Origin of the sequence: Xylanibacter ruminicola 23 (assembly GCF_000025925.1) — a bacterium.
Taxonomy (GTDB): Bacteria; Bacteroidota; Bacteroidia; order Bacteroidales; family Bacteroidaceae; genus Prevotella; species Prevotella ruminicola.
Genome location: NC_014033.1, coordinates 2,099,711 through 2,123,325, shown reverse-complemented (window position 1 = coordinate 2,123,325; position 23,615 = coordinate 2,099,711). Strand labels below are relative to the sequence as shown.

Annotated in this window: 18 protein-coding genes; 15 read left to right on the top strand and 3 right to left on the bottom strand. The window is 39.5% G+C overall.

All coding sequences use genetic code 11. The features are described 5' to 3' along the window. Nucleotides 1–41 precede the first annotated feature (41 nt). From PRU_RS09100 to PRU_RS09035, 14 genes are all read left to right on the top strand, one after another. Entirely contained in the window at nucleotides 42–1,115 is a 1,074-nt protein-coding gene (locus tag PRU_RS09100) for a glycosyltransferase (RefSeq protein ID WP_013065201.1), read from the top strand. Between the two features lie 7 nt (nucleotides 1,116–1,122). Continuing rightward, nucleotides 1,123–2,238 (top strand): glycosyltransferase, encoded by a 1,116-nt coding sequence (locus PRU_RS09095; protein ID WP_013065681.1) that lies wholly within the window; start codon nucleotides 1,123–1,125, stop codon nucleotides 2,236–2,238. After that, nucleotides 2,235–3,248 (top strand): NAD-dependent epimerase/dehydratase family protein, encoded by a 1,014-nt coding sequence (locus PRU_RS09090; protein WP_013063999.1) that lies wholly within the window; start codon nucleotides 2,235–2,237, stop codon nucleotides 3,246–3,248. Before PRU_RS09095 ends, PRU_RS09090 begins: the two co-directional genes overlap by 4 nt. 210 nt (nucleotides 3,249–3,458) lie before the next feature. Beyond that, nucleotides 3,459–4,328 (top strand): DUF4747 family protein, encoded by an 870-nt coding sequence (locus PRU_RS09085; RefSeq protein WP_013065373.1) that lies wholly within the window; start codon nucleotides 3,459–3,461, stop codon nucleotides 4,326–4,328. Then, entirely contained in the window at nucleotides 4,321–5,004 is a 684-nt protein-coding gene (locus tag PRU_RS09080) for a hypothetical protein (protein WP_013064003.1), read from the top strand. Before PRU_RS09085 ends, PRU_RS09080 begins: the two co-directional genes overlap by 8 nt. After that, nucleotides 4,997–6,022 (top strand): nucleoid-associated protein, encoded by a 1,026-nt coding sequence (locus tag PRU_RS09075; RefSeq protein ID WP_013063245.1) that lies wholly within the window; start codon nucleotides 4,997–4,999, stop codon nucleotides 6,020–6,022. Before PRU_RS09080 ends, PRU_RS09075 begins: the two co-directional genes overlap by 8 nt. A gap of 100 nt (nucleotides 6,023–6,122) precedes the next feature. Beyond that, the gene (locus PRU_RS09070; RefSeq protein WP_041386024.1) at nucleotides 6,123–6,389 is read left to right on the top strand and encodes a hypothetical protein; all 267 of its coding nucleotides are present in this window, start codon (nucleotides 6,123–6,125) and stop codon (nucleotides 6,387–6,389) included. 266 nt (nucleotides 6,390–6,655) lie between these two features. Continuing rightward, a complete protein-coding gene (locus PRU_RS09065; protein WP_013063442.1) occupies nucleotides 6,656–7,273 on the top strand; it encodes a hypothetical protein in 618 nt (205 codons plus the stop codon). 664 nt (nucleotides 7,274–7,937) lie between these two features. Next, nucleotides 7,938–9,470 (top strand): IS21 family transposase, encoded by a 1,533-nt coding sequence (gene istA / locus PRU_RS09060; RefSeq protein WP_177168189.1) that lies wholly within the window; start codon nucleotides 7,938–7,940, stop codon nucleotides 9,468–9,470. Between the two features lie 16 nt (nucleotides 9,471–9,486). Continuing rightward, a complete protein-coding gene (gene istB, locus PRU_RS09055) occupies nucleotides 9,487–10,218 on the top strand; it encodes an IS21-like element helper ATPase IstB (protein WP_013065176.1) in 732 nt (243 codons plus the stop codon). 215 nt (nucleotides 10,219–10,433) lie between these two features. Continuing rightward, nucleotides 10,434–11,429 (top strand): ComEC/Rec2 family competence protein, encoded by a 996-nt coding sequence (locus tag PRU_RS09050; protein ID WP_013064406.1) that lies wholly within the window; start codon nucleotides 10,434–10,436, stop codon nucleotides 11,427–11,429. Beyond that, the gene (locus PRU_RS09045) at nucleotides 11,430–12,695 is read left to right on the top strand and encodes a S1 family peptidase (RefSeq protein ID WP_013063933.1); all 1,266 of its coding nucleotides are present in this window, start codon (nucleotides 11,430–11,432) and stop codon (nucleotides 12,693–12,695) included. Further along, on the top strand, nucleotides 12,692–13,111 hold the full coding sequence (locus PRU_RS09040) for an ABC-three component system middle component 1 (RefSeq protein ID WP_041386022.1): 420 nt from the start codon (nucleotides 12,692–12,694) through the stop codon (nucleotides 13,109–13,111). The genes PRU_RS09045 and PRU_RS09040 overlap by 4 nt, the downstream gene beginning before the upstream one ends. 1 nt (nucleotide 13,112) lies before the next feature. Next, a complete protein-coding gene (locus PRU_RS09035) occupies nucleotides 13,113–16,259 on the top strand; it encodes a hypothetical protein (protein ID WP_013064595.1) in 3,147 nt (1,048 codons plus the stop codon). A gap of 103 nt (nucleotides 16,260–16,362) precedes the next feature. On the opposite strand, the gene PRU_RS09030 is transcribed toward PRU_RS09035, so the two are convergent. The 3 genes from PRU_RS09030 to PRU_RS09015 form a co-directional block, all read right to left on the bottom strand. Next, nucleotides 16,363–16,626: an ATP-binding protein gene (locus PRU_RS09030; protein WP_013063740.1), complete on the bottom strand. Its 264-nt coding sequence runs from the start codon at nucleotides 16,624–16,626 to the stop codon at nucleotides 16,363–16,365. A gap of 296 nt (nucleotides 16,627–16,922) precedes the next feature. After that, nucleotides 16,923–17,927, bottom strand: a complete 1,005-nt coding sequence (locus tag PRU_RS09025) for a hypothetical protein (RefSeq protein ID WP_148214890.1) — start codon at nucleotides 17,925–17,927, stop codon at nucleotides 16,923–16,925. Between the two features lie 440 nt (nucleotides 17,928–18,367). Continuing rightward, nucleotides 18,368–20,689: a hypothetical protein gene (locus tag PRU_RS09015; protein WP_013065721.1), complete on the bottom strand. Its 2,322-nt coding sequence runs from the start codon at nucleotides 20,687–20,689 to the stop codon at nucleotides 18,368–18,370. A gap of 267 nt (nucleotides 20,690–20,956) precedes the next feature. Between PRU_RS09015 and PRU_RS09010 the strand changes: the two genes are divergently transcribed. After that, nucleotides 20,957–23,608, top strand: coding sequence for an amidohydrolase family protein (locus PRU_RS09010; protein ID WP_041386015.1), 2,652 nt, complete (start codon nucleotides 20,957–20,959; stop codon nucleotides 23,606–23,608). The last annotated feature ends 7 nt before the right edge of the window (nucleotides 23,609–23,615 follow it).

Genomic DNA, 23,615 nt, shown 5'->3' with positions numbered 1-23,615 from the left:
GGAGGTACTCTAGATATAAATAATAGGAATCGAATAATGATATGAAAATACTATTTGTTACCGTTCGCTCTGACTTTGGCGGAGGACCTCGGCATGTAGATCAATTGGTAAAGAATCTACCAACAGATGTTGAAATTTACATGTCTTATCCTAAAGTTGGCGATCCGTATGCTGAACTATGGAAGACAGATAAGCGAATAAAGGGCACAATTTTTATTCCGTACAGGAGTTTCTCAGTTAAGGCTTTGCTGGAGCTTAAGAGATTTGTTAAGGCTAATAAAATAGACATTATACACTCGCATGGTAATGGAGCTGGGATGTATAGCAGAATGCTGAAAGTATTGTATCCAAAAGTGAAAGTAGTACATACATATCATGGTATATCGGATGTATATAGTTCAATACTAAAATTCTATTTGTCAAAAATAGTTGGTGTATTGCTGTCGCCTTTGGCTGATTTGTATGTTTGTGTTTCAAATGGCGAGAAGCAAATGGCTCTTGACAGAAGGTTTTCCAGAAGTAATAATACCGTTGTTATATACAATGGTATCCCTGCTCCGCAATACGATAATAAATATGAAGCTTTGCACAGCCCATTGACAATAGTAACATTATCTCGTTTTGACTATCAGAAGAATATGGATAGTATGTATAGGATTGCTAAACATTGGGCTGGTTCAAAGGATGTACGATTTGTGTGGGTTGGCGATGGCGAGGATAAGACGAGATTGGAACAACTGGCGAAAGAGGAAAATGTACCAATTGACTTTGTCGGGTTTACAACTGAACCTATGAAATATCTATTATCATCGGATTTGTATTTATCTACATCGCGATTTGAGGGGCTACCTTATGGATTGATTGAAGCTGCATCAGTGGGATTGCCAATAGTGGCTTCTAATGTAAAAGGAAACAACGAAGTAGTTAAAGATGGATATAACGGCTTTTTATTTGAAAACGAGACAGAGGCAATAAAGCTTATAAAAAACATTATGGCCGATAGGGAGTGTTATAAGGCAATGTCTGCTGCATCTATGGATTTCTTTAAGAGCAATTTTACAGAAGAGAAGATGCTAAATGCATTGATGGATGAATATGAGAAGTTAATCAATTAATGGTATTATGAAAGTAGCAATCATACAAGAATGGCTCGTTACGGTTGGTGGGTCTGATAAAGTGGTGAAGGCGATATATGACGTATTCCCTGATGCAGATATATTTACGCTTGTAGCCAAAAAAGAGATTTGTGATGAATTGGGCATCCCTTGGGAAAAGGTACATACATCTTTTATACAGAAGATGCCATTTGGTGCAAAGAAACATCGTGCTTATCTGCCGTTGTTCCCGTTTGCTATTGAGCAGTTTGATCTCCGCGGGTATGATGTTGTTATCTCTTCATCGCATTGTGTGGCAAAAGGTGTTTTAACCAAGGAGGATCAACTGCATATCAGTTATGTTCACTCTCCGATACGCTATGTTTGGGATATGTATAATGAGTATCTGGAAGAGTCGAACTTGACCGAGGGCTTAAAGAGTTGGTTGGTAAGATACCTGTTGCATAGAATCAGAAAATGGGATATGCTGAGCAGTTTCCGTGTGGACTATTATATCAGTAACTCTGACTACGTAGGTCGTCGAATTAAGGAGACTTACCGTAGAGATTCTGTGACGATACACCCTAACATTGATATCTCACGATTTGAACTATGTGAGGATAAACAAGACTATTACCTAACCAGTAGTCGGTTGGTGGCATATAAAAAGATCGATGCTGTTATAGAGGCATTTAATCAGATGCCAGACAAGAAATTGGTGGTTATAGGTGGTGGCCCTAATTTGGAAGAATACAAAAAGCTTGCAGGCCCTAATGTAACAGTAATGGGCTATCAGCCCTTTGATGTATTAAAAGAGAAAATGCAGCATGCCAAAGCATTTGTGTTTGCACCAGACGAGGATTTTGGTATGATACCCATTGAAGCAGAGAGCTGCGGAACACCGGTAATAGCTTATGGTCACGGTGGCTCGCTGGAGACTGTAAGTGATGGTAAAACAGGATTATTCTTTAAAGAGCAAACGCCAGAGGCAATTATGGAGGCAGTGAAGCATTTTGAGAGTATGGGTGAGCAGCCTTTCTCACCACGAGTTTGTAGAGAGTGGGCTGAGGGTTTTTCAGAAGAACGTTTTAAGAGAGAAATTAAAGAATTTGTAGAGCAAAAATACAAGGAGTTTAAATCATGAATTATATTATTACTGGCGGTACCGGTTTTATTGGTACCCATCTGACGAATCTTTTGAACGAAGTACATCCAGAGGCCAAGGTGTGGAATCTGGATATAGTAAAGCCTGGAACTCCTAACCCTGTAGTGAAGAACTATAAGTCTGCGGTTAGGGATGGTGAGCAGCTGGGATCAACTTATATAGAGTGCGATATCAGGAAACCAATAGGAGAACTGTCTTTTACGCCGACAGCAGAGGATGTGATATTTAACTTCGCAGCTGTGCATCGTACACCTGGTCACGAGGATATAGAGTATTTTGAAACGAATATCCGTGGAGCTGAGAACGTGTGTGCATTTGCTGAGAAATATGGCATTAAGAATATGGTGTTTACATCGAGCATAGCACCATATGGCGCCTCTGAACAACTGAAGACTGAGGATACGCTGCCTACACCAAACACACCTTATGGTATATCGAAACTGGTGGCAGAGAAGATTCATATGGCATGGCAGAAGGGGGGTGAAGGCAGAAAACTAACAATCGTTCGCCCAGGTGTGGTATTCGGTCGTGGCGAAAACGGCAACTTCTCTCGACTGTATTGGGGCATCCGCAAACATACATTTGCCTATCCTGGTCGTAAGGATACCATCAAGGCCTGTGTGTATGTAAAAGAGTTGGTGCGCTTTATCCTATGGAATGTAGAGGAGCGTAAGACATCGTTTGACATCTATAACTGCACCTTTGAACCAGCCTATACCATCGAGCAGATAGTAAAGGCAATGAAAAAGGTAACAGGCCTGTCGCAATCAGTGCCATATATCCCCAATAGTATCATTATGCCAATGGCAGTTTGTGCTAAGATGGTAGGTAGCCCCATGGGCATCTGTCCCGCAAGAGTAAAGAAACTGCAGATCTCAACCAACATCTGTGGCAAGAAAATGGCTTCGTCGGGTTATCAAATGAAATGGACATTCGAAGAAGCATTAGCAGATTGGTATGAGGACAACAAGCAGCAGTGCTTGGAGTAAACAGCATTTAGGATGTCGCCCTGCCTCCCTGCCAGGGGACGGGTACGTGACATCAAAGGTACGAGATGTCGTGAGATATCAATATAAAAAGTTTGTCATAACGCATGCCTCCACTTGGATAACTCTCATACAATCACTCAAGTGGGGCCTGCTTAACAAAAGCAAAACCTGGGAGGAATAATCTATGTACAATAACTAAAAATCAAAATTATGGAAGAAAGAAAAATTAGAGAACTGAACTATAAAGTTCAGATGATTAACGTAAAGTTGATGTCGGACAGCCGTACTGGTGATGCTGCTTATACTGACATTATTAAGAAGATAAACCAGGAAAAGGTTTCGATCCCAATTAGAGGGGATAGGCATATGATTTTACGTACGCTGTTTAATAATGTGGTTGAAGTGAATGGCAGAAACTGGGACGTATTGTATGGAAGCATCTCAACATATACTGTGATCGATGGCAAGGATTGGATTAATCTGGAGAATATGGAGGTGGAGAGTGTTGACCTTCCAAGAAATACATTCCCCAATCTGAAGGAATCTGATTTCTTCTTTGTACCAGGTGCACACCGAATGGCTTTTGTGATGAAAAGTGGCTTCAGCGCAAATGCTGTAGAGAAGTTCTTAAATGAGGCTGTAGCACAGGTTATAGAAGAAGGGGAGGATTTCTTGGTGACAAAAGAACAGGATGAGTCGGACTTTGAACAGATATTCCAGGCTGATATCGTAAAGAAACTTGAGATTGACGTATCGTATAGTAATCAGGACAATGGCGATGAAGCGATGGAATTTATGGATGACCAGATGAAGGCTGCTCATATGAAACGATTGAAAATAGAAGGTACTCCAGATAATACCGGTAACATAGATGTTAATGTGAGAATTCTTAAAGGTGCTATCGGATTGGCTCAGCATTATGGAAAGGTTACGGCCTCAATTATAAAAGATGGTGTATCATCTAAGATTGTTACAGATTGGCACCCCAAAACACTTGCAATTAGATGCAAGGAGACACTTCTACGTAAGAATATAGTGACGCAAGTGGTGAACTTATTTAGAAATAATGGTAATGGATGATGATAATGATCTGAGAACGAGACACAAAGTGAGTATTGATGGGATATTCCGTAATGGATATACTATCGACAAAATACGAAAGTCTTTTGTGTTTAAGTTTGGTTTGATTTTAACTTGTCTGTTTGGGGGATGTTTGCTCTTTTTTAACAGGGAGGCTAATCGGATATTTGAGTATATAGATGATTTAGCCTCGACCGTACTATCAACATTTCCTAGTTTGCTAGGATTTAGTCTTGCTGGGTATGCGCTTATTATTGGCGTTTCGGATTTGAAATTGATTGGACGTATGTCGGAACCATTAAAGAGCACCAAACAGAAACTGAGTTTTTTTCAGACCACAAGTTGTGTGTTTGCATCATCGGTTTTGATACAATGTTTTACTTTGATACTGGCGTTTTGTGTTCACTTGATTGTGAAACAGAAACTGACAGTGGATAATGAATGTGTTTGTTTAATATTAAACTTCTTTATATATATTACACTTCTGTTCTTTGGGCTGTTTTCAATGCTTCTATTGTGTTCTACGGTTGTGAATCTTTTTACTTATGGGCAGACTGTTCATTTTTGCGTAAGACAGGATATAGAAATGACCAAGAATGAGGAGGATGGCTTGTGGAAAGATATTAAGGAAGCGGTAATTGGAGTATTAAAAAATCATCTTAATAAATATGAATGAGAATATAAAAATAGCAAACGCTATAGTGCATTATGTTGGTAATAGAGTGGCGGAAGAGGGGATAAAGACCTCTTCCCACTCGTTGTATATAGATGATGCGATGGAGAATATGCTAAAATATTATTTCCTATCTCCATTTAAACTTGAGGCTCTCTGCCACTTCTACCATGAGGCTGAGTTAAAGATGAATGAGGTTTATTCTCATGTTTCTGCTATCTTTGATGACAACAATACTCTGGTAGAGAAGTCGATAGATATCGCAGGATGTTTATATGAGCATAGTAATCATCCAAAAATTAATGGAGGTGATTTTTTTGTGGTACTGTTTAAAAACTGCGAAGTAGACCATAAACTAGTGGATGCGATAGGATTGTTTAAAGCAGAGAATAAAGAACGTTTTTTGAAGGTGAAGCACGAAAAGGACGATGTGTCTGTTGATTTTGATATGGGGGTAAATGTGCAAAAACTGGATAAAGGCTGCTTGATATTTAATATAGAAAAAGAACATGGTTATGTTGTGGCTGTTGTAGATAGGACAAAACGTGGTGCTGAAGCTAAATACTGGATTGATGACTTCTTGCATGTGGTTCCAAGAAATGATGGTTATAATCAGACGAAAAGGGCCATTAATGTATGTAAGGATTATGTGAAGTCGCTAACAGAGAGTGTAGATAAGAATGAAAGGGCAATGATGCTCAATAGGTTGACGGACTTTCTGAAAAGAGGCGATTTTGACTTGAAAGAGATGGTTGGCTGTGTTTTTGATGATGAAAAGACCGCGCAGGGCTTTTTGAAGTATAATCAAGATGCAATCACAGAGGATGGTAATGGCGTGGTGGACCATTTTAAAACGGAACCACTGGCATTAAAGAAGCTCTCGTTCGGCAATATGACAAACATCAAGCTGGATGATAATTTTGGCATCAGCATCCGAGGTGGGGAGAATCTCCTGGAAAAAGGCTATGATGAAGAAAAAGGAATGAAATACTATAAGTTGTATTTTAAGGAGGAGAAGTAAAATGTAATAACCTTGAAAAAGAATCGAAGAAATTCACAAACAAAAAGCAATATAATCGGCTTTTTATATTACAATAATTATTAACTAAAACTGTACAACTATGGAGAAAATTGATGTATTTGAAACTGTTATCAAACAAGAAAGTGGCAAATGTTTTAAGATTGCAGTTTTTAGGGCTAATGTGCCATGTGATCCTAGTAATATTGCGGCAATCAATGCTGTGATGGACAATGCTGTTAGAGAATATGTTGGAACAAAAGGTCATAACACTTTTGTGGAAGAACACTCTGATACTCCCAATGTAAGGATCGTTATCAGTGACTTTAATGATATAGATTTTGTTCCTTTTGATGGGCAATCTCTGTAGAATATGTTGAACTCTGTAAGCTTACAGGGTTCAATTGCCAAAGGTGGCGATATGGGAATACTTAGATAAACCCAGTAACCACGCCATCCTGATAGGGGACGGGTTCGTGGCATCAAGGTACGAGATGTCGTGAGATATCAATATAAAAAGTTCGTTATAACGCAGGCCTCCACTTGGATGACTCTCATACAATCAATCAAGTGGGGCCTGCTTAACAAAAGCAAAGGTGAGGAATAATTGATATTCAATAACTAAAAATCAAAATTATGGAAGAAAGAAAAATTAGAGAACAGAGCGTACAAGAGATTATTCTTGATGAGGTATTGATACCAGCATTGCAGTATCTTTATGAGTTTGATTATGAGAATATCAAATTTGATGTGTCGGAACGAAATATCTGCGCCAGATTGGCTCTTCATATGGAGAACATTATGCGTAGATATGATGCGAGAAAAGAAAAACCATTTTTTGCTAAGTATTATGCAGATGTAGAATATAATCGTATGGGTAATGGAGAAATTAAGAGATACGAGAATAGTAAACATCTGCCAAAAGATATGGTGAGCGATCTTTTGATACAAAGCAGAGGTGAAGCGCCAAATTACCTGGCTGTTGAAATGAAGAAAAAGAAAAACCTCAAAAACCGCGATGAGGATAGAGTTCGATTAAAGTCTCTTGTGTCTCCAAAACCTGTTAGAAAGGAATTGAAATGTGTATATGGAACATTGTTAGGAGCCTTTATTATTTATTCGCCCGAAGATGTTGTGATAGAATTGTTTGAAAATGTAAAAGGCCGAGGAAAACCGGTTGGTAAGATTTCAATGGTATACGATGAAGAGAAAAGGCGCTTGTTGAAAGAAGCGTTGCCTCTTGCCAAGAGATAGGTATGAAGTGAACCCAGAAATTGAAAGGTAACCGTTAACTAAGTAGAAACGCTTGGTTAGCGGTTTGTTATTTTTGAGATATTTGGTAATAATTCTATTTTTTCTTGTTTTTGTTTGGCGTTACAGATATATTTCGTATATTTGCCAACGGAAAGGGATGTCGACATCTGAAATCACCCTGAGTACATAAATGTGAATAAACTAAAAATGTATCGTAAAGTGTTGAATCTTAATCTCTTAAGATCCACCTTGCGGAAAATTACTATGCAAAGGGGTGGCTCGCGTTTATGCGATAGAGGCGATGACTCACTATAAAATGGGATTTTGAGCTTTGTGTTCTTTGGTGTTTGGGCGAAGATGGGGGAGGACGTGATGATATCGGGCATACGGTACAGAGAGATTAGCTGATAATATCGGCGAAACGGTACCATCATAGCGCTTGTATCGGTACCACCGCAGCGCTTGTATCGGTACCACCGCAGCGCTTGAATCGGTACCATCATAGCACTCCAAACGGTACCAGCGTAGCGCACCAATCGGTACCGCTGTAGCGCTCGAATCGGTACCAAAAGTTCATTTCGGTTCTGCCATTGAAGTTTAATTACTATCTTTGCCGAAGGAAATACAAAACCTTTAGCGAGATATGGCAAACCAAAATGTAACAATGAGCAAGTTAAAAAGAGCATTTCAAATGCTGGCGGCAAGCATCCCACACCGCGAAATCTGTGGACAACTGCACATGGGACGTGGCGTACTTGCCAAGTACAAGAAGGCGGCTGATGAAAGACATCTGTCGTATGCAGATGGAGGCCGCATGAACGAGGTCGACCTTGAGTCGTTCCTCAAGTCAACAAGACCCGAATCAGCACCATCTGATGCCAGAATTGTCCTCGATGGTCTGATTCCTGATTATGTGTCAGATCTGGCCCATAACCGCTATCTGACCATACAGCATCTCCATGAGAACTATAAGCGTGAACATCCCGACGGCTATGGTTACACTCAGTTTAAGAAAGCTATCCGTGACTATCAGTATGCCCACAACTTGAGTTTTCATAACACCTATATGCCTGGTGAAGAGATGCAGATTGACTTTGCTGGTGATGCCTTGTGGCTAACAGACCCTCTGACAGGCGAAATCACCAGCGTAGTGGTGTTAGTCTGCACGCTTCCTTTCAGTGGAATGGCTTATGCAAAGGCACTTCCTGACGCCTCTATGGAGTATTTCTTTGGAGGTTTATCTGATGCCTTCAGCTATTTTGGAGGGACAGTGCGCAGAGCCAAGAGTGACAACATGAAGCAATGGGTAAAGAAGAACGACCGTTACGAACCTGTTTTCACTGACGCTGCGCTAGAATGGGCTGCATACTACGACACAACGCTTGAAGCGTGTCGCGTAAGGAAACCTCGCGATAAAGGCTCTGTAGAAGGTGCAGTCAGGAAAATCTACAACGCTATCTATGCGCCTCTTCATGATGAGGTTATCAGTGACCTGAACAGCATGAACAGCCGTATTTCAGAACTGCTGGATGATTTTAACTCAAAACCATCGAAAGTTACAGGCAGAAGTCGTTTTGACATTTTTGAGGCAGAAGAGAAACCATCTCTTGGAGAACTGCCTGATACTCCTTTCCGCTTCCGTTATCGCAAAGAGGTCAAGCTGTCAGGTAACTATCATGTACAAGTGGCAGGCCGTAAATATAGCGTGCCATATCAGTATGTAGGACAACATCTTACCGTCGTATGGGATATCGACACTGTGGAGGTCTACGCTGGCAATACACGTATCAGTACGCACGACCGTTATGGCATCAAGGATCCCTTTACCCATGATGAAGATATGCCTCCCGAGCATCTGGAATACATGCGTACAAAGGCGTGCAATGCAGCCTACTTCCTGGAAAAGTCGGAAGAAATCGGGCCTTATACAAGACAGGCTATGGAGGCGATTCTTAAGCGTAGCAGACATGTAGAGCAGAATTATGGCTCATGTCATGGCGTACTCAGTCTGAATCGCAGATATGGCAGTATAAGACTTGAGAATGCTTGCAAAAGGCTTGCTGGATATAGGTCTGTCAACTATACGATGATAAAGAATATCCTGGAGAAGAACCTCGACATGGCAGGCGATCAGGAACCTGTATCACAGATGCCCCAGAACGACTACGTAAGGGGAGCAGAAGCATTTAATATCTAACATCAAAATTATAATTATGAACTCACAAGAAACCGTTATACAACTCAGAGAACTCAAACTCAAGGGCATGGCAGATGCTTTTGAGTCAATCCTCAGTCTGCCAGTACAGAACCGCCCAGCAATGGAAGCAACTATAGCCAGGCTGGCAGAGGCAGAAGCTCAGGACAGAAGGAACCGCAAGACAGAGATGTATCTCAAGACTAGTCGATTAAGATATACCGCACTGATAGAGGACGTTATCTGCGGCACGGACCGTAACTTTACGAAGGACGATCTTGCAGCATTTGCAGACTGCTCCTTTATACGTCGCCATGAGAACTTGCTCATACAGGGCAAGTGCGGATGTGGAAAATCTTTTATTGCCTGCGCCTTAGGGCGCCAGGCTTGTATGTTAGGATACAGGACGGCTTACCTCAATATGAACAGCTTCGTAGAGAAGGTGGCACTCAGCAAGCTCGATGGTACCTTCCTGAAAATGATCACTTCACTTGAGCGGAACGACCTGCTTATACTCGATGACTTTGGACTGCAACCAATGGACACCAACACACGTCTGGCCATGCTGCAGATACTAGAAGAAAGGTATGAGAGGAAGTCCGTTATCATCGTCTCTCAGCTGCCTATTAATAAATGGTATGACTACATAGGAGATCCCACTCTGGCCGATGCCATCATGGACAGATTGGTGTCAAATGCGAATAAAATTGAATTAAAAGGTGATTCTATGCGTCAGAAAAAGAAAAAATAATTATCTTTGCACCCAGTTAGGCAGAGCCGATGATCATGGTACCGTTTGCAGCGATACGGACGGTACCGATTGCAGCGCTAGCATGGTACCGATTACAGTGTTACACTTGGTACCGATACAGCGATATCAGCAATTAGCCGTGAACGGCAGAGAAATGAAATGGGACGCTATGACATAGCGGCAAACAAGACAAGAAGAGCCTGCAGGGAAATAGTATGATAACAGTTGATATAGAAGTGATAAAGGCATATTACGGAGACTGTATCTTCGTAACAATCTGTTATGATGGAAAAGAATATATCATCATGATAGATGGTGGTACTCCTAGGACCTATATCCATCGTGGTAGATATGGAAGAACAGAGGATGGTAATCTGAAACAAAAGTTGGAAAAACTGAAAAAAGCAGGTAAGGCTATAGACCTGCTAATCATTACACATGTAGATGATGACCATGTGGGAGGCGTATTGGCGTGGTACCATGAAGAAATTCCATCATCGGAGTTCGTGAAGCAGATTTGGATGAACGACGATGTAGAAGTAAACATCGGAAAGGGATTGGAGAATACTTCCGCACAGGTGGCTTCGCTAAAGGAAATACTGGAAGAAAACAATGTGCCGTTTGAAAATAAGATTGTCAAAGGAAGAGTATTTCAGTTTGAATGGGGAAGACTTATAGCTCTGGCACCAACGGCGGAAGCCCATAACAAAATAGCGGAGGACATTGGTGACGAACTGAATAACACTACAAATGACCGTTATGATGAGGACATCAAAAAGCTATTGAAAGAGCCATACGAACGAGGCACCTGCACACCAGAGAATGATGCTTCGATGGCTTTCCTGCTTCAAACAAAGGACGGCGAGAACTGCTTACTGCTGGGAGATGCCAACATAGATGTAGTGATGGACACACTGGAACATACAGCAGGAATAGAGCTACCTCTGAAATGTAAATGGTTAAAACTGTCGCATCATGGCAGCAAAAACAACTTTTCCCCAGAACTATTAGAGAAGATAGTGGCAGAGAATTATATTGTCTCAACTAATGGCTTGAAGTTCGGCCACCCTGATAAAGAAGTGATATCGTATATAGTGGGTAAGACCGATGCCAAACTGTGGTTTAACTATCCTGAAAGGGCAGAGAAGATATTTACTGAACAAGATAAACAGGATTATCCGGACTTAGCGGAGCGACTAAGGTACTTTTGAATGATGAATTATCAGGACGAGATGAAATCAGTAACGGTCAGAGTAGCCAATGGCAGTGGCGTAATCATAAAGCCATTGGCTGATGACTGTTTCTATATATTGACTGCATATCATGTGGTGAAAGGAAAGACTGTTGACGAAATAATCTTCGACTTCCTATCCACATCCCCATTCACAAATAAGACCGTCAAGGCTAAACGAATCATTTATAATGAAGAACTTGATGCTGCTATTCTCATTGTAGAAAAGGATGATAGTGAGATAGTGCAGTTTGTGCCAAGTAACATCCGCCAAAACGGTGCTGTCCACTGGCATACTGGCTATCCAAACAACCAGAACAGCTATGGTAAGGCCAATAGTTGTAAACTGCATGACTTTAATACATGGTTAGGAACGTATGACCATAACTTTGAGGAATATAAGTATCCGAATCATATCAAGCAAGAAGAGTTGAATGGTATGTCGGGTGGTGGAATATTTGACGACAACCATCACTTGTTGGGCGTACACATGAAACTTGCAGCAAGCGAAGAAAAAGAGCAACTGGGCAAGAACGTGATGATACCATGGAGTTGCTTTGAACGAGTGATAGCAGAGAATGGATTACCAACAATATACCAGTGTAATTTTGAGGTATTCATGAATGAGATGTTCAATTTCGACAACAATCTTGGAGCCAAAGAGAAACTGAAAACTCTACTCATGATGATGTCTCATTATAGAGCAGGAATGTTGGACTTATCACCACTGCAATGCTACGATGCTTTTCAGAAAAGCCGCAAAACTAATAATTATCTGTTGGGTTCAGAACTACAGAAAGATGATTGGGTAAAATTTGGAGAGTTCATTGTAGCACTGAAAGCCGTATGGGGATTGGATGCTGCCAACAATCTGGATGAAGTGTTTCCCCGATTTCAGTATGTGCAGTCTGAAAAAGACTTTGATATCTACTCAGCGCCTAGTGCACTAGACCCGAGTGTACTTGGAACCGTGAGTGACGTGAACGTAGTGTTTGTGGTAGGAGGCATACAGTCCAAGGGATACAAGCAGGACGTAAGGGGTAAGGATATATTGGATATAGCCATAGGATTAGAGCCCAAACAAGAGTTTAACATAGCGAGGAACGGCAGAGAGAACATGGGAGGTTTTGTATATGTGAATGCTCACTTTTTTAAGGATGCGATGGTAGCGTTTACAGACGAAATCAGGGATTATGACGGTGATAAGATGGAATACTACAGAAATTTGATAACGAGCAAGATATGAATATAACAGAGTTTTACGAAATGTTTGATCAGGATGTGTTTGACATCCAGTCGAAGGTAGATGTGTTTATCACGAAGCCATTGAATCATGATGATTTGCGGGATAAATGGCAAGACATCAGGAATGACATAGCCGAACGCCAGCGAATGATAGAAGACGAGTTTGAACGCTGGAACCACTATCTATTCTATCTTGCTGAAGAGGATGCAGCGAACGATATATCCTTAAAATATAAGATAGAACACGACACCGTCTCGTCGCGAAAGATAGTCATATCAACCAAGGATTATCGCATGGGTGATTTTGAAGAGGTGATAGGCCGCTATATCAAATATTCATTTGATGATAGTGTTTATATGGAGTTGGAAGATTTCAAGAAGAGTTCAAAGATAGTGAAACTGATAAATAAAGGCTGACATGAAACTAAAGGGAATAAAAATCAAGGCTTTCCGCCTGTTTGATGATGTGGAACTCTCGTTTGTAAACCAACGTTTTGCAGACAAGGGTTGTGCCAACTTCGTGTCGGTCTATGCGCCCAATGGATTTGGAAAGACCTCACTATTTGACGCCATCGAGTTCGGAATGACTAGTAATATTCGCCGCCTGAAGTTGAGTAACTTCAGTGAGAATATGAAGAACGAGAACCGCCTATCGGAATTCAGCAGTTTTATACACAACAAGAAACTGCCTGAAGAGGATATTCATATAAGACTAGACATAGAAGGATACAAGAACGGTGTGGTGGACAGAATCATCTCAAAGGATGAGGAGAAGAGTCTGCTAACAGGCGAAGGACATAATAAGTTTTTCTCGGAGGCTATCCTGTCGCAGGACTGGTTTTCAGAATTCCTCTCTGTAAATAATGCAGAGACGAGGTTTAAGTTGTTTATGGAAAATTTTCATGAGTCGCAAGACCTGTTGGACTATCATTCGCAATTGAAAACCAAGTTAAAATCTCTGGCCCTAGAGAAAGGTGCGCTGACGAGAGAACTCAATAACCTGAAAAAGCAACTGCAGAACGATATAGATGAACACATAGTTGAGCGCCTTGACAAGATGGCGGCAGACCTTAATAGTTTGGGCGTTAAATTAGGCTGGAAGCAGAAGATAGATGCCGACAACCTGGCAAAACTTGCGATGGAAGTCGATCAGAAAACCGGAAAGGAGAACGCAACGAAGAGACAGGTAGATGACGCTCTAGAAAATTGCGAAAAGATTGAAAGAGAGTATGATGGTCTGATAGCTGTGGATCATATTTCGGAGCATTTGAAAGCCATTGGAGAGATTGATAAACAAATATCCATTCTGCGGACACAATTGAATCAAATTGTCAGACTGAAAGAATTGTTGGCCCTTGTTGAAAAACTCGGAAATGAACGGAAGGACCATGTAAACGGACTGACGCGACTACAGAAACTGGTGGAAAAGTACCCTCAGTATAGGGAGTTGTGGACAGTGATTGATACCAAGAAAAAAGAAATAACCGCATGCGACAATGAACTGATTACATTAGCAGAGCAAATCTCTAAGCTGGAAAAAGAACGCAGCAGTATAGAAGAAACTCGAAAGAAACAGAAGGCACAGTTAGATATCGTTGAGAATAAGAAAAAATGTTTAGATACAGACTATGCAAAATATCAAAGCTGCCTGAAAGAGATTAGCCTGAAACAGAAGGAAAAAACAGAACTGTCGGGAATAATTGCAGAGAAAAAGGTAAGCATTGATACAAAGAATAAAGAGATGAACCGCCTACGCGGCATACAACAGAAAGTGTATGGCAGGAAAGTGGATGCTGAGATTGAAGGATTTGAAGAGGAATCGAAACGCGTAGTGGTTCTGAGCCAGAGAATTTCCGGTCGTGACATGGAAATTGCGGAATTGACCAAAAGTATTGATCAGCAGACTGCATTTCAGAACCAGGTAAGCCAACTCGTGAATCGTTCGAGAGAAATGGTGAGTGAGTTGAAGACAGGCGTATGCCCACTGTGCGGCCATGACTACGCCAATGTGGAACATCTGTTGAGGAGTATTGAAGACAACAAAGCGGTGCCTAAAGCTGTTGCACAAGCTATTGCCAAAAGGGAAGAATTGAAAGAGGCAAATAAACGTGACCATCAAGAAAGAGAGGTATGGTATCAACAATTTGATAAGGTCATCGATGAAGCTGTGGCAAATGCTGTTCAGGAATTGAATCGTTTGAATGGGGAGCAAGAAAAGGTGAACGCTGCCTTACGAGAAGCAGACAAAGTCATCAGAATGAACCAAGAACAGGTGGATGGGGAGTACTCAAGATTCAAAGACCTGACAAAGGAGCAGGTTGAGAAACAGTATGCTGAAAGTAAGGAGATGTTGGCAAAAGAAATCCATGAGAGGGATAAGTCTATTGAAGAAAATGATAAGGCGCTTGAATTGCTTGAGAGAAAAAAGAAAGCGAAAGAAGGGAAGCGCATAGAGGCTCAGAAAGTAATAAGCGAGACGCAGAATAAAGAAGATTATCTGGAGTATCAGCGGATTTTGGGAAACGATACCGCAGATGATTTGACGCTGCATTTTTGGAGTTCGCGTATACACGACTTGAAGGAAACGATAGCCCAATATGACAAACAAATCAATGAGGCAAATGCCGAATGCAAGACGTTGAAGGAGGAACAACATGCTGATTTGAGTAAAGAAGTGGCGTTAGAAGAAGAGTATGATAAAAAGAATAAAGAAAGAGAGATTCTGGCAGAAAGATATTTCAAGACTCTACGGTTCTTAAAAAAAGAGTGTAAAGTCGCTGAAATTACGAGTGATACAGCGGCTGGGGATATTGTGCAGTTGTTTGAAGAAAACAAGACAAAGCTTCGACAGGAATCGGCTTTGATTGAGAAGAAACTGACAATGCTGGGCGAATATTTGACGATGTTAGGAATTGCGAGGAAATATAACCAGCAGCAACAGGTGAAGAAAGATATCAAGGAGATGAAGGAAAGAATATCTCAGAGTGAGAGTAATCATGAGGCTGTATCAGATGAAATTGAGAGACTCCAGCAATATCTCAAAGACTATGTGGCCAATTTTTTCCAAGTTGATCAAATTCAGCGATTATATAATACGATAGACCCACATCCAGAATATAAAGAGATACGGTTTGAATGTGATTTTAGTTTGACGAAGCCACGACTGAACGTCTATATGAGAAATAAGACGGAAGGGAACGATACTATTGTCCCGACGTTATACTTTAGTACAGCCCAGGTAAATATTCTTTCGTTCTGTATATTTATGGCAAAGGCTCTATTTGCGAAGACAGATGACGGACAGGATGTAGGGTGCGTTTTTATAGATGACCCGATACAGGCGTTGGATGACATTAATATATTGTCGATGATAGACCTGCTGAGGAATGTAGCATTCTCGCTTGATAGACAGATTGTGATGACTACACATGATTTGAACTTCTTTGAGTTGCTGAAAAAGAAGATGCCTAAGGAGAAGTTTAATGCCTGCTATATAAGGTTTAAGGAACGTGGAAAGTTTGAAATGGACGGGGAAAGAGATATTGTGGGAGAAGTTAGATGCTGATATCGCTGTATCGGTACCAAGTGTAACACTGTAATCGGTACCGTCCGTATCGCTGCAAACGGTACCATGATCATCGACTCTGCCTAACTGGGTGCAAAGATAATTATTTTTTCTTTTTCTGACGCATAGAATCACCTTTTAATTCAATTTTATTCGCATTTGACACCAATCTGTCCATGATGGCATCGGCCAGAGTGGGATCTCCAATGTAGTCATACCATTTATTAATAGGCAGCTGAGAGACGATGATAACGGACTTCCTCTCATACCTTTCTTCTAGTATCTGCAGCATGGCCAGACGTGTGTTGGTGTCCATTTGCAAAAAACGGTCGATATCCACCCACCCAAAACGGGGATATCCGTTCACTTTTCTGATTAGTTCATCCTAATGGCGTAAGCATGAAAAAAAGACGTATTCTTTCTTTATGAAAGCGGCATAGCCGAGCGGCAGGGGCTGAATAAAGTGATTACCTTTCTTTGACGAGCGAAGCCAGCATAGCTGGAGCGGCTGCCGAATTAAATATTTAAGTACAATGGCAGCAATAACAGAAGAAAATTTTGGCCGTTATCTGTTTTTGTATAGGACAGAGGCCGTTCCTAAAAACATGCTCCGATTTAGCTAATTGGGTGGAGTGGATATCGACCGTTTTTTGCACCAGAAGATTACTTTCTTTGTTTTCTGACCTCCTTTTGTAGTTTATCAATATTGTGTTTTACCTTGCTTACGTCGTTTCGTATTGAATCCGTAACTTGCTTATAATTAGTACTATCTCTCTTAATGATTTCCTGCTTAGCTCTCTCAACAGCATCCTCAATAGTATGGTTGCTACAGGTGATATAGGTAGAAATTGCAAAAAGCGCACAGCTAACAATTATGCCCCAACATCCAAATCTAATACCCTGAATGCCGTATTTAATCCCCAAGGCTGCCGTTGACACATTATATGAGGTATTTGCATCATCTAATATCTGTCGAGTTGTGTTTCTTAATAATTCAATCTCGTTTCTCAATCCCTTCGGTATGCTATAGGGTCTAGCAAGTCTCTGTATCAGGAAATCCATATAACCCAATTGTCCCTTAAGGTCGTCGCCGGCCTTAACGATATCGCCTAATGCATTTATGCTTTGCTTAACTTGACGAGCATGGTTTAATCGATTTTTTAGAAGGACAATCTGTTCTGAAGTCTCTTCATTGAAGTCAATCAATAAATCCCGATACTGATGGATATAGTGAAGCGTTATTTCTTCATATGTAGAATTCAAATCCACCATTTCCTGGCTTGCGTATGCCTGCAACAAGCTATCTTGTGAAGCATGATGGTGAGTGTGGTTATGGAAGAATTCTTTTATAAAATGATAGATAGGCGACTTTAGGACTCCGCACAATCCTTTTTGAATTTCATCGAGTTCAGTTTCTGGCAATTCACTCGAATACTGCACAAATCCCCTTTTGAGTATATCCGACTCTTTATGCAGTCTTATAACACCAGGCTTTTTGCCTATAAACTTTTCCCATAGGCCATAGACTCCCGTCCTACGGTACTCTATCTCAATATCAAGGGACGAATCTATTCGCCCCTTCAAATGATAACCACCAAGACATTTTGAATCTTCTAACTTATGATTAACTTCTTCTCTGCAGTAAAAGGGGTGCTTTAGTTCCGACAATGTGGGCACCCATAAAACATAATACGTTTTCACTCCAAGCTCACATTATAACGTAACACATGCTTGAAGAAGAAATCACTGCATCGCATGGCAAACGAATTACCTTTCATGAGATTCTTACGCATACGCTTTCCTTTTGCAGAAAGTCGCCATGTTGCTCCTTGTGGAGATATTGCATTTTCAATATACCCCAAACGTTCCAAGCGCCTTACCTCAGCAGGAGAAATACTCTGCTCTAGAACGCTAAGCATTCCGTACCCCTTGTTTAATGCGGGATCAACAATAGACATTTTTCCCATAATAGCCTTAGAATGAATGAATTATTGCTACAATTTTGCTGCAAAGTTACATTTTTATTTTGATTATTATATAAATTAATCAATATTTTTTTTAATTAATAAGTTTTTTTTGCGTAATAAAGCAAGTAATATTGTCAAAATCTAATTATTTAACTTTATCTTTCTGATTTTATCCAATTCATCTTTCTCTGATGAGTAAGAATCAATCATTGCAATATGGCATCTGATGGAATCACTAGGTATGTAGAAATCAGCATATAGGTATATACTTAAATAACTTTGTGATTTCAAATCATTAATATCATAGTTTTTATTCAATAGTTCTTTTCGTAACACAGAATCATTTTTTAGGTCTACCAATCCCCAATATATAGGATAATTCGCAGATATCCTTTCATATTGGAAAAGTCTCCTTGTATCTTCTTTTGGTTCGCGTAATGCCAGTTTGGGCATTTTTCGTTTATCCACCACTATCAGCCTGTTATTGAACGGAATAATATCCGGAAGGAAATATATCACTCTGTCATCAACAGTAGACACGCCACCATCCTCTTTATAATGATTACCCATTAGATGAACAAAGGACTCCTTATAACCAAAATATAAAAGCACATCATTATCCACATCAGGGCACAGTTTATAGATTGCCTCATACATATTTTGACTAGAAATATTTATAGGGCTGCCACCAAGTGCCATAAACCATGTATCAATACCTCTAACAAAATTATAATTAATCTCATCAGAAATGGCTTCTGCAAAGTTGGCTATACCAACAATCTGGCCTTCCTTAAAATAATTCGAAGGATAGATCTGCTTGCTAGTACAACTATTCATTTGTATCGACTTGTGGAAAGCATCAGTAACATTCTCCGCATCAAATTCCGGCATTATTGTGTTTGATGTCAGAAATACACTAAACTCGGAAATATATCGCTCCAAATGAGCCGCGACTATAGTCTTGTCCTTTTTAATGATATCAGGGCTTATCTCTTGAGTTTTCTCTATTATTTGAGCCTGAGAATTCAGATGCTGCAAATATCCTTTCAGGAAATCAACAACTACCATATTGCTTTTATACTGAGACTTAGAGAATAATTTATTAAGGATGTTTTGATCCAATGCTTCCGCTCTTATAATCAAATCATTACACGCATCAATATAGCTCTTCACACCTATAGGAGTCTTTTCGTATTCTTCATTATAAACAAAAACATTATCATTGAAATAAATCGGAGGGATATACAGTAATCTCATGGTAAGAACTGCAAGATAGTCCAAGGCTGCATTTCTTGTAGTACCCGAACTTAATGGGTCTCTGTCATCATAGAATGTGTACTGAGATTCGTATATGAATCCTGTACGAAAAGAATCTTGGTAAAGTTTGGTATACCACCTGAATACCTCAACAAAATTATTAGGTAGCATATCGTACATAGGAGGTATGTTATGACTATAAAACAACAATCTAGATAACGCTTCGTGCTTTTTGCTATATAACAAATGCGCACATAAGAATATAAAGAACTCCTTATATTTCGCGATGTATCTTTCATCACTCTCACTGCCTTGTTTCCTTTTGAGAAATAGGCTTAATCTTTGGTCGGCATACTCCCAATAATCGTACAGCAAATCCATGCGGTCGGTATATATCATTTCTATAAGACATCTCCAACAGGTATTCCTCAGTTCAACACCATTTATCTTTCCATCATACTGCCCACTATAACCTGACAACATAGCTACAGAGTTTGTAAACGAGAATTGACGTTCTGATGATTTACATATAGCAGAATTAATCGCAACTACTGCCTTGTTAATGTATTTGTTGTAAACAATAGGTTCTTTTTTGTCATAACAAGAACGATAGAGGCGTATTCGAGAGTAAAGATATTGATAGCTATCAACAATTAAATCACCAGAATCTGTTGAAATAAGATACTTCATAAAGTCTGTCCATGCAGCCAATTCCGTTTTAGGAATTTCTAGAAGAAGATTCCTTGCTAGCCAAATTCTTGCCAACCTACATGGCTTATGATGTTTGTTATTTAGAAGCCTTATGATAGAGAACTTATAATGGTCGCTTTTTTCAAAATAGGCAGCTAACTTATCTGCACGATAAAACATCATTATCTTTTTGCAAAGAGAGAAGAAGCATACTACTAACAGTAGAGAGCCTCCCATAGAAACATATCTAAGTGTATTTCCTATCAGTTCTAGTTCTGCAAACTCTTGTAAGATTACCGATATAAATAGAAGCATAACATCTAGGCAGAGTATTCCTACAAACAATCTGTATTGATAGGATCTGCATAGTAGGGATATTATGGCACGCGAATTATATTTTGTATCGATTCTCTCAATCACCTGCAAGAGTAAAGGATACGATATACCCAATATGGCAGTTACTATACCTACTACCACAGAAATTTCATCATTGATTACCTCTTCAAACTCCATCATCTGCATTTATTTTTTGCCGACAAATATACGCAATTTTCTTCAGACTCATAGTATTTCTAAATTTTTATTTCGCAAAATCGGGGGATATTCATTCAATTAAGACAGTCAAATCTGTCAGCAGAATGGTTATATACCTCATTTCTGTTATTTTTCGCGCATTTTGTTTGGTGGTAATGAGATTTTTATTATATTTGCAAACTTAAAAGGGAAATTTATATAAATTCCCGTATACATAATAATTATTACTAAATCTTCACGGAAAAAGAAATGGAAAATATAAGCACTGCTATTAAAGCGATATTCGTTAAAATAAGCGGAGATGAAATATTAGAAAGAGCTGGCTATTTGTGGAAAGATAAATCTGCTTGTCTAAATCCTTTGCATATTGATTCTGAAATTGAAGAGTCTATGATTGTAAACAGATTGCTAAAAGTGGATGCAGGCAGAACGATTGATCAAATATCAATGCTAGGCCAGATTGTAGAATTTAAATGGATGGAGAAAGACAAATCCTGTATGACTCTCAACTTTCATGAGACTCCATCGGTATTTAACTTGCTACTCTATTTTACGTCCAAATGTTTATTGGTAAAAACGGGTGATCCTCTTGTAAATTATGATTATTTGCTAAGATGGCATCTGCTAACAACGTTGGTCGGGGAGGATTTACTGACAACTTCTTTCTTGGCTTCAAGAGACTTGGCCATAGAATATGAACGTAAGAGTTTTGATTGGGATGCATTCTTGGGCCATAACAGCAAAGAACTTAACTTCCTTTTTGAAAAGCCTATGGCGGAACTCCATATGCATTTGAAGGGTTCGTCGTTTAATTTCGATTTGAGTTGGCAATGCATGATGAATAATATTTGGTGTATGCAGCGCCACTTTGAGAAGGAGTATCCATTCCATAAATATAGAGATAGCGATAAGGACTTATATGAGAAGATGCGAAAGGCGGCACTTATCCGCTATTATTTGGCAGGAGCCGTAGGCTGTGTGAAAGAGATAATTACATTAGGCCAATTATGTAATGAGTTGAATAACGTTACCTACGATAAAACTAAGAGTCAAGAGCCGGTAGATGTATTTGGGTTAGTTAGTGAAGCAAGGAAATGCAATCAAGTGAAAAGTATTGAGGAGTTTAATAAGTTGAAAACAAATCCCAACATTAAAGATAATCTGACTGAATTAGACGTCCTAGATTATATACCTATTAGTCATTATAGTGGTGAGTCTATTGAAAACAAAGTTCTTGCTTCGGAGAGAAAATTAATGTATATGGTATTTAAAACCTTATTTAATGATAAAACGAATGAAAAGCAGGACCTTGCGACTCTTTTCTTTGCATATTTGGCATATAAGAATTACTTTAGAAATGACATTCTGCAGCTTAATGAACGTGTAGGCTTTGCTAACTTTGCCAGTTATGAAGAGAAGAAAACAGATTTCATACAAGATGAATATTATCATCTGCTATACAAAGCTGCCATAGAAGGCTTTTTGGAAAAGGATAAAAATAACCAGCGACATTTGGAGGCTAGAATTGTACCCAAAGAAACCGAAGCAGGTATAGTGAAAATGCTTAATGATATATGTAAAGAGATAGATCCTAAATATACTGATAACTATGATTTTATATTCCATTTTATTAAACAGCGAGATGAGAGGAAAAACAAATCATATAGGCATTATGATCTGCGCCAGCAAATAAAAAGACAGGCTTATGCTATATATCAGTTTAGGTGTAACAAGGATAATTGGAAAGACGGTAATTGTCTGGTAGGTAAAGTGGTTGGCTTAGATGCTGCCAATTCTGAGATATTCTGCCGACCAGAAGTGTATGCGCAGGCTTTTAGATTTCTTAGATCTCATAAAATCGAGAATGATAATAATGTGGATAGTTATCCTGACGACCTAAACGTTACTTATCATATAGGTGAGGATTTTATGGATATAGCAGATGGATTAAGAGCAGTGGAAGAAGCGCTTATATTCCTAAATTTGAAGAATGGAGACAGATTAGGCCACGCTCTTGTTCTTGGAACAGATGTGCTTAAGTATTATACAAAGCGTAGCTTCTCTATCTGTGCAAGTAAACAGGTCGTGTTGGATAATCTTGCTTGGCTTTACCATAAATGCATTCGTTTGACAGGATATACACAGCTATGTGGGTGGTTAGAGATTATGTTCTTGAAGTATTTTACAGAAATATACAGGAATCACGAGGAAGAAGGTGAGAGCATCATTGATTCCTTTTTTACAGAAGAAAATGAAGATGAACTATCGGATGATATACGGGACTATTACTTATCATGGTTGTTAAGAGGCCATTCTCCTAAAATTGGTGTGGATCTAGAACCAAAGAATCTTAATAGTTTGACTGGTATTGATTATCTTTGGGTTAAGGCAGCCATCAATCATCATGAATGGACTGAGGTCGCACTACGCAACGAACGCGCAAAACGACTTTACGATGCATATCATTCTGATAGATATGCAGATAAGGGGAATGTTGGTGATACTCTAACAATTCCTCTAGATTATAGGGAAGAGTGGGTAAGATTGCTTGAAAAAATACAGGAACAATTGTTAGAAAAGATTGAAAATAGGCATATTGCCATCGAATGCAATCCTTCATCCAACTACAAGATTGGCGAGATAGAACGTTACGATGAACATCCTATAGTGAAGTTTTTTAACTATGGGCTTTCTACACCTTATCCTCGTCACGATATTGCAGTGTCCATTAATACTGATGATCAGGGCGTGTTTTCAACATCTTTGGAAAGAGAATATTCTTTATTAGCATTGGCTTTAGAATGGAATCAGACAGAGAATCATAAGAATTCACCCAGGGCTATCGTTGACTGGCTTGATCGTGTACGTCAAATGTCATTAGAGCAAAGGTTTAAACATTAATTATTGA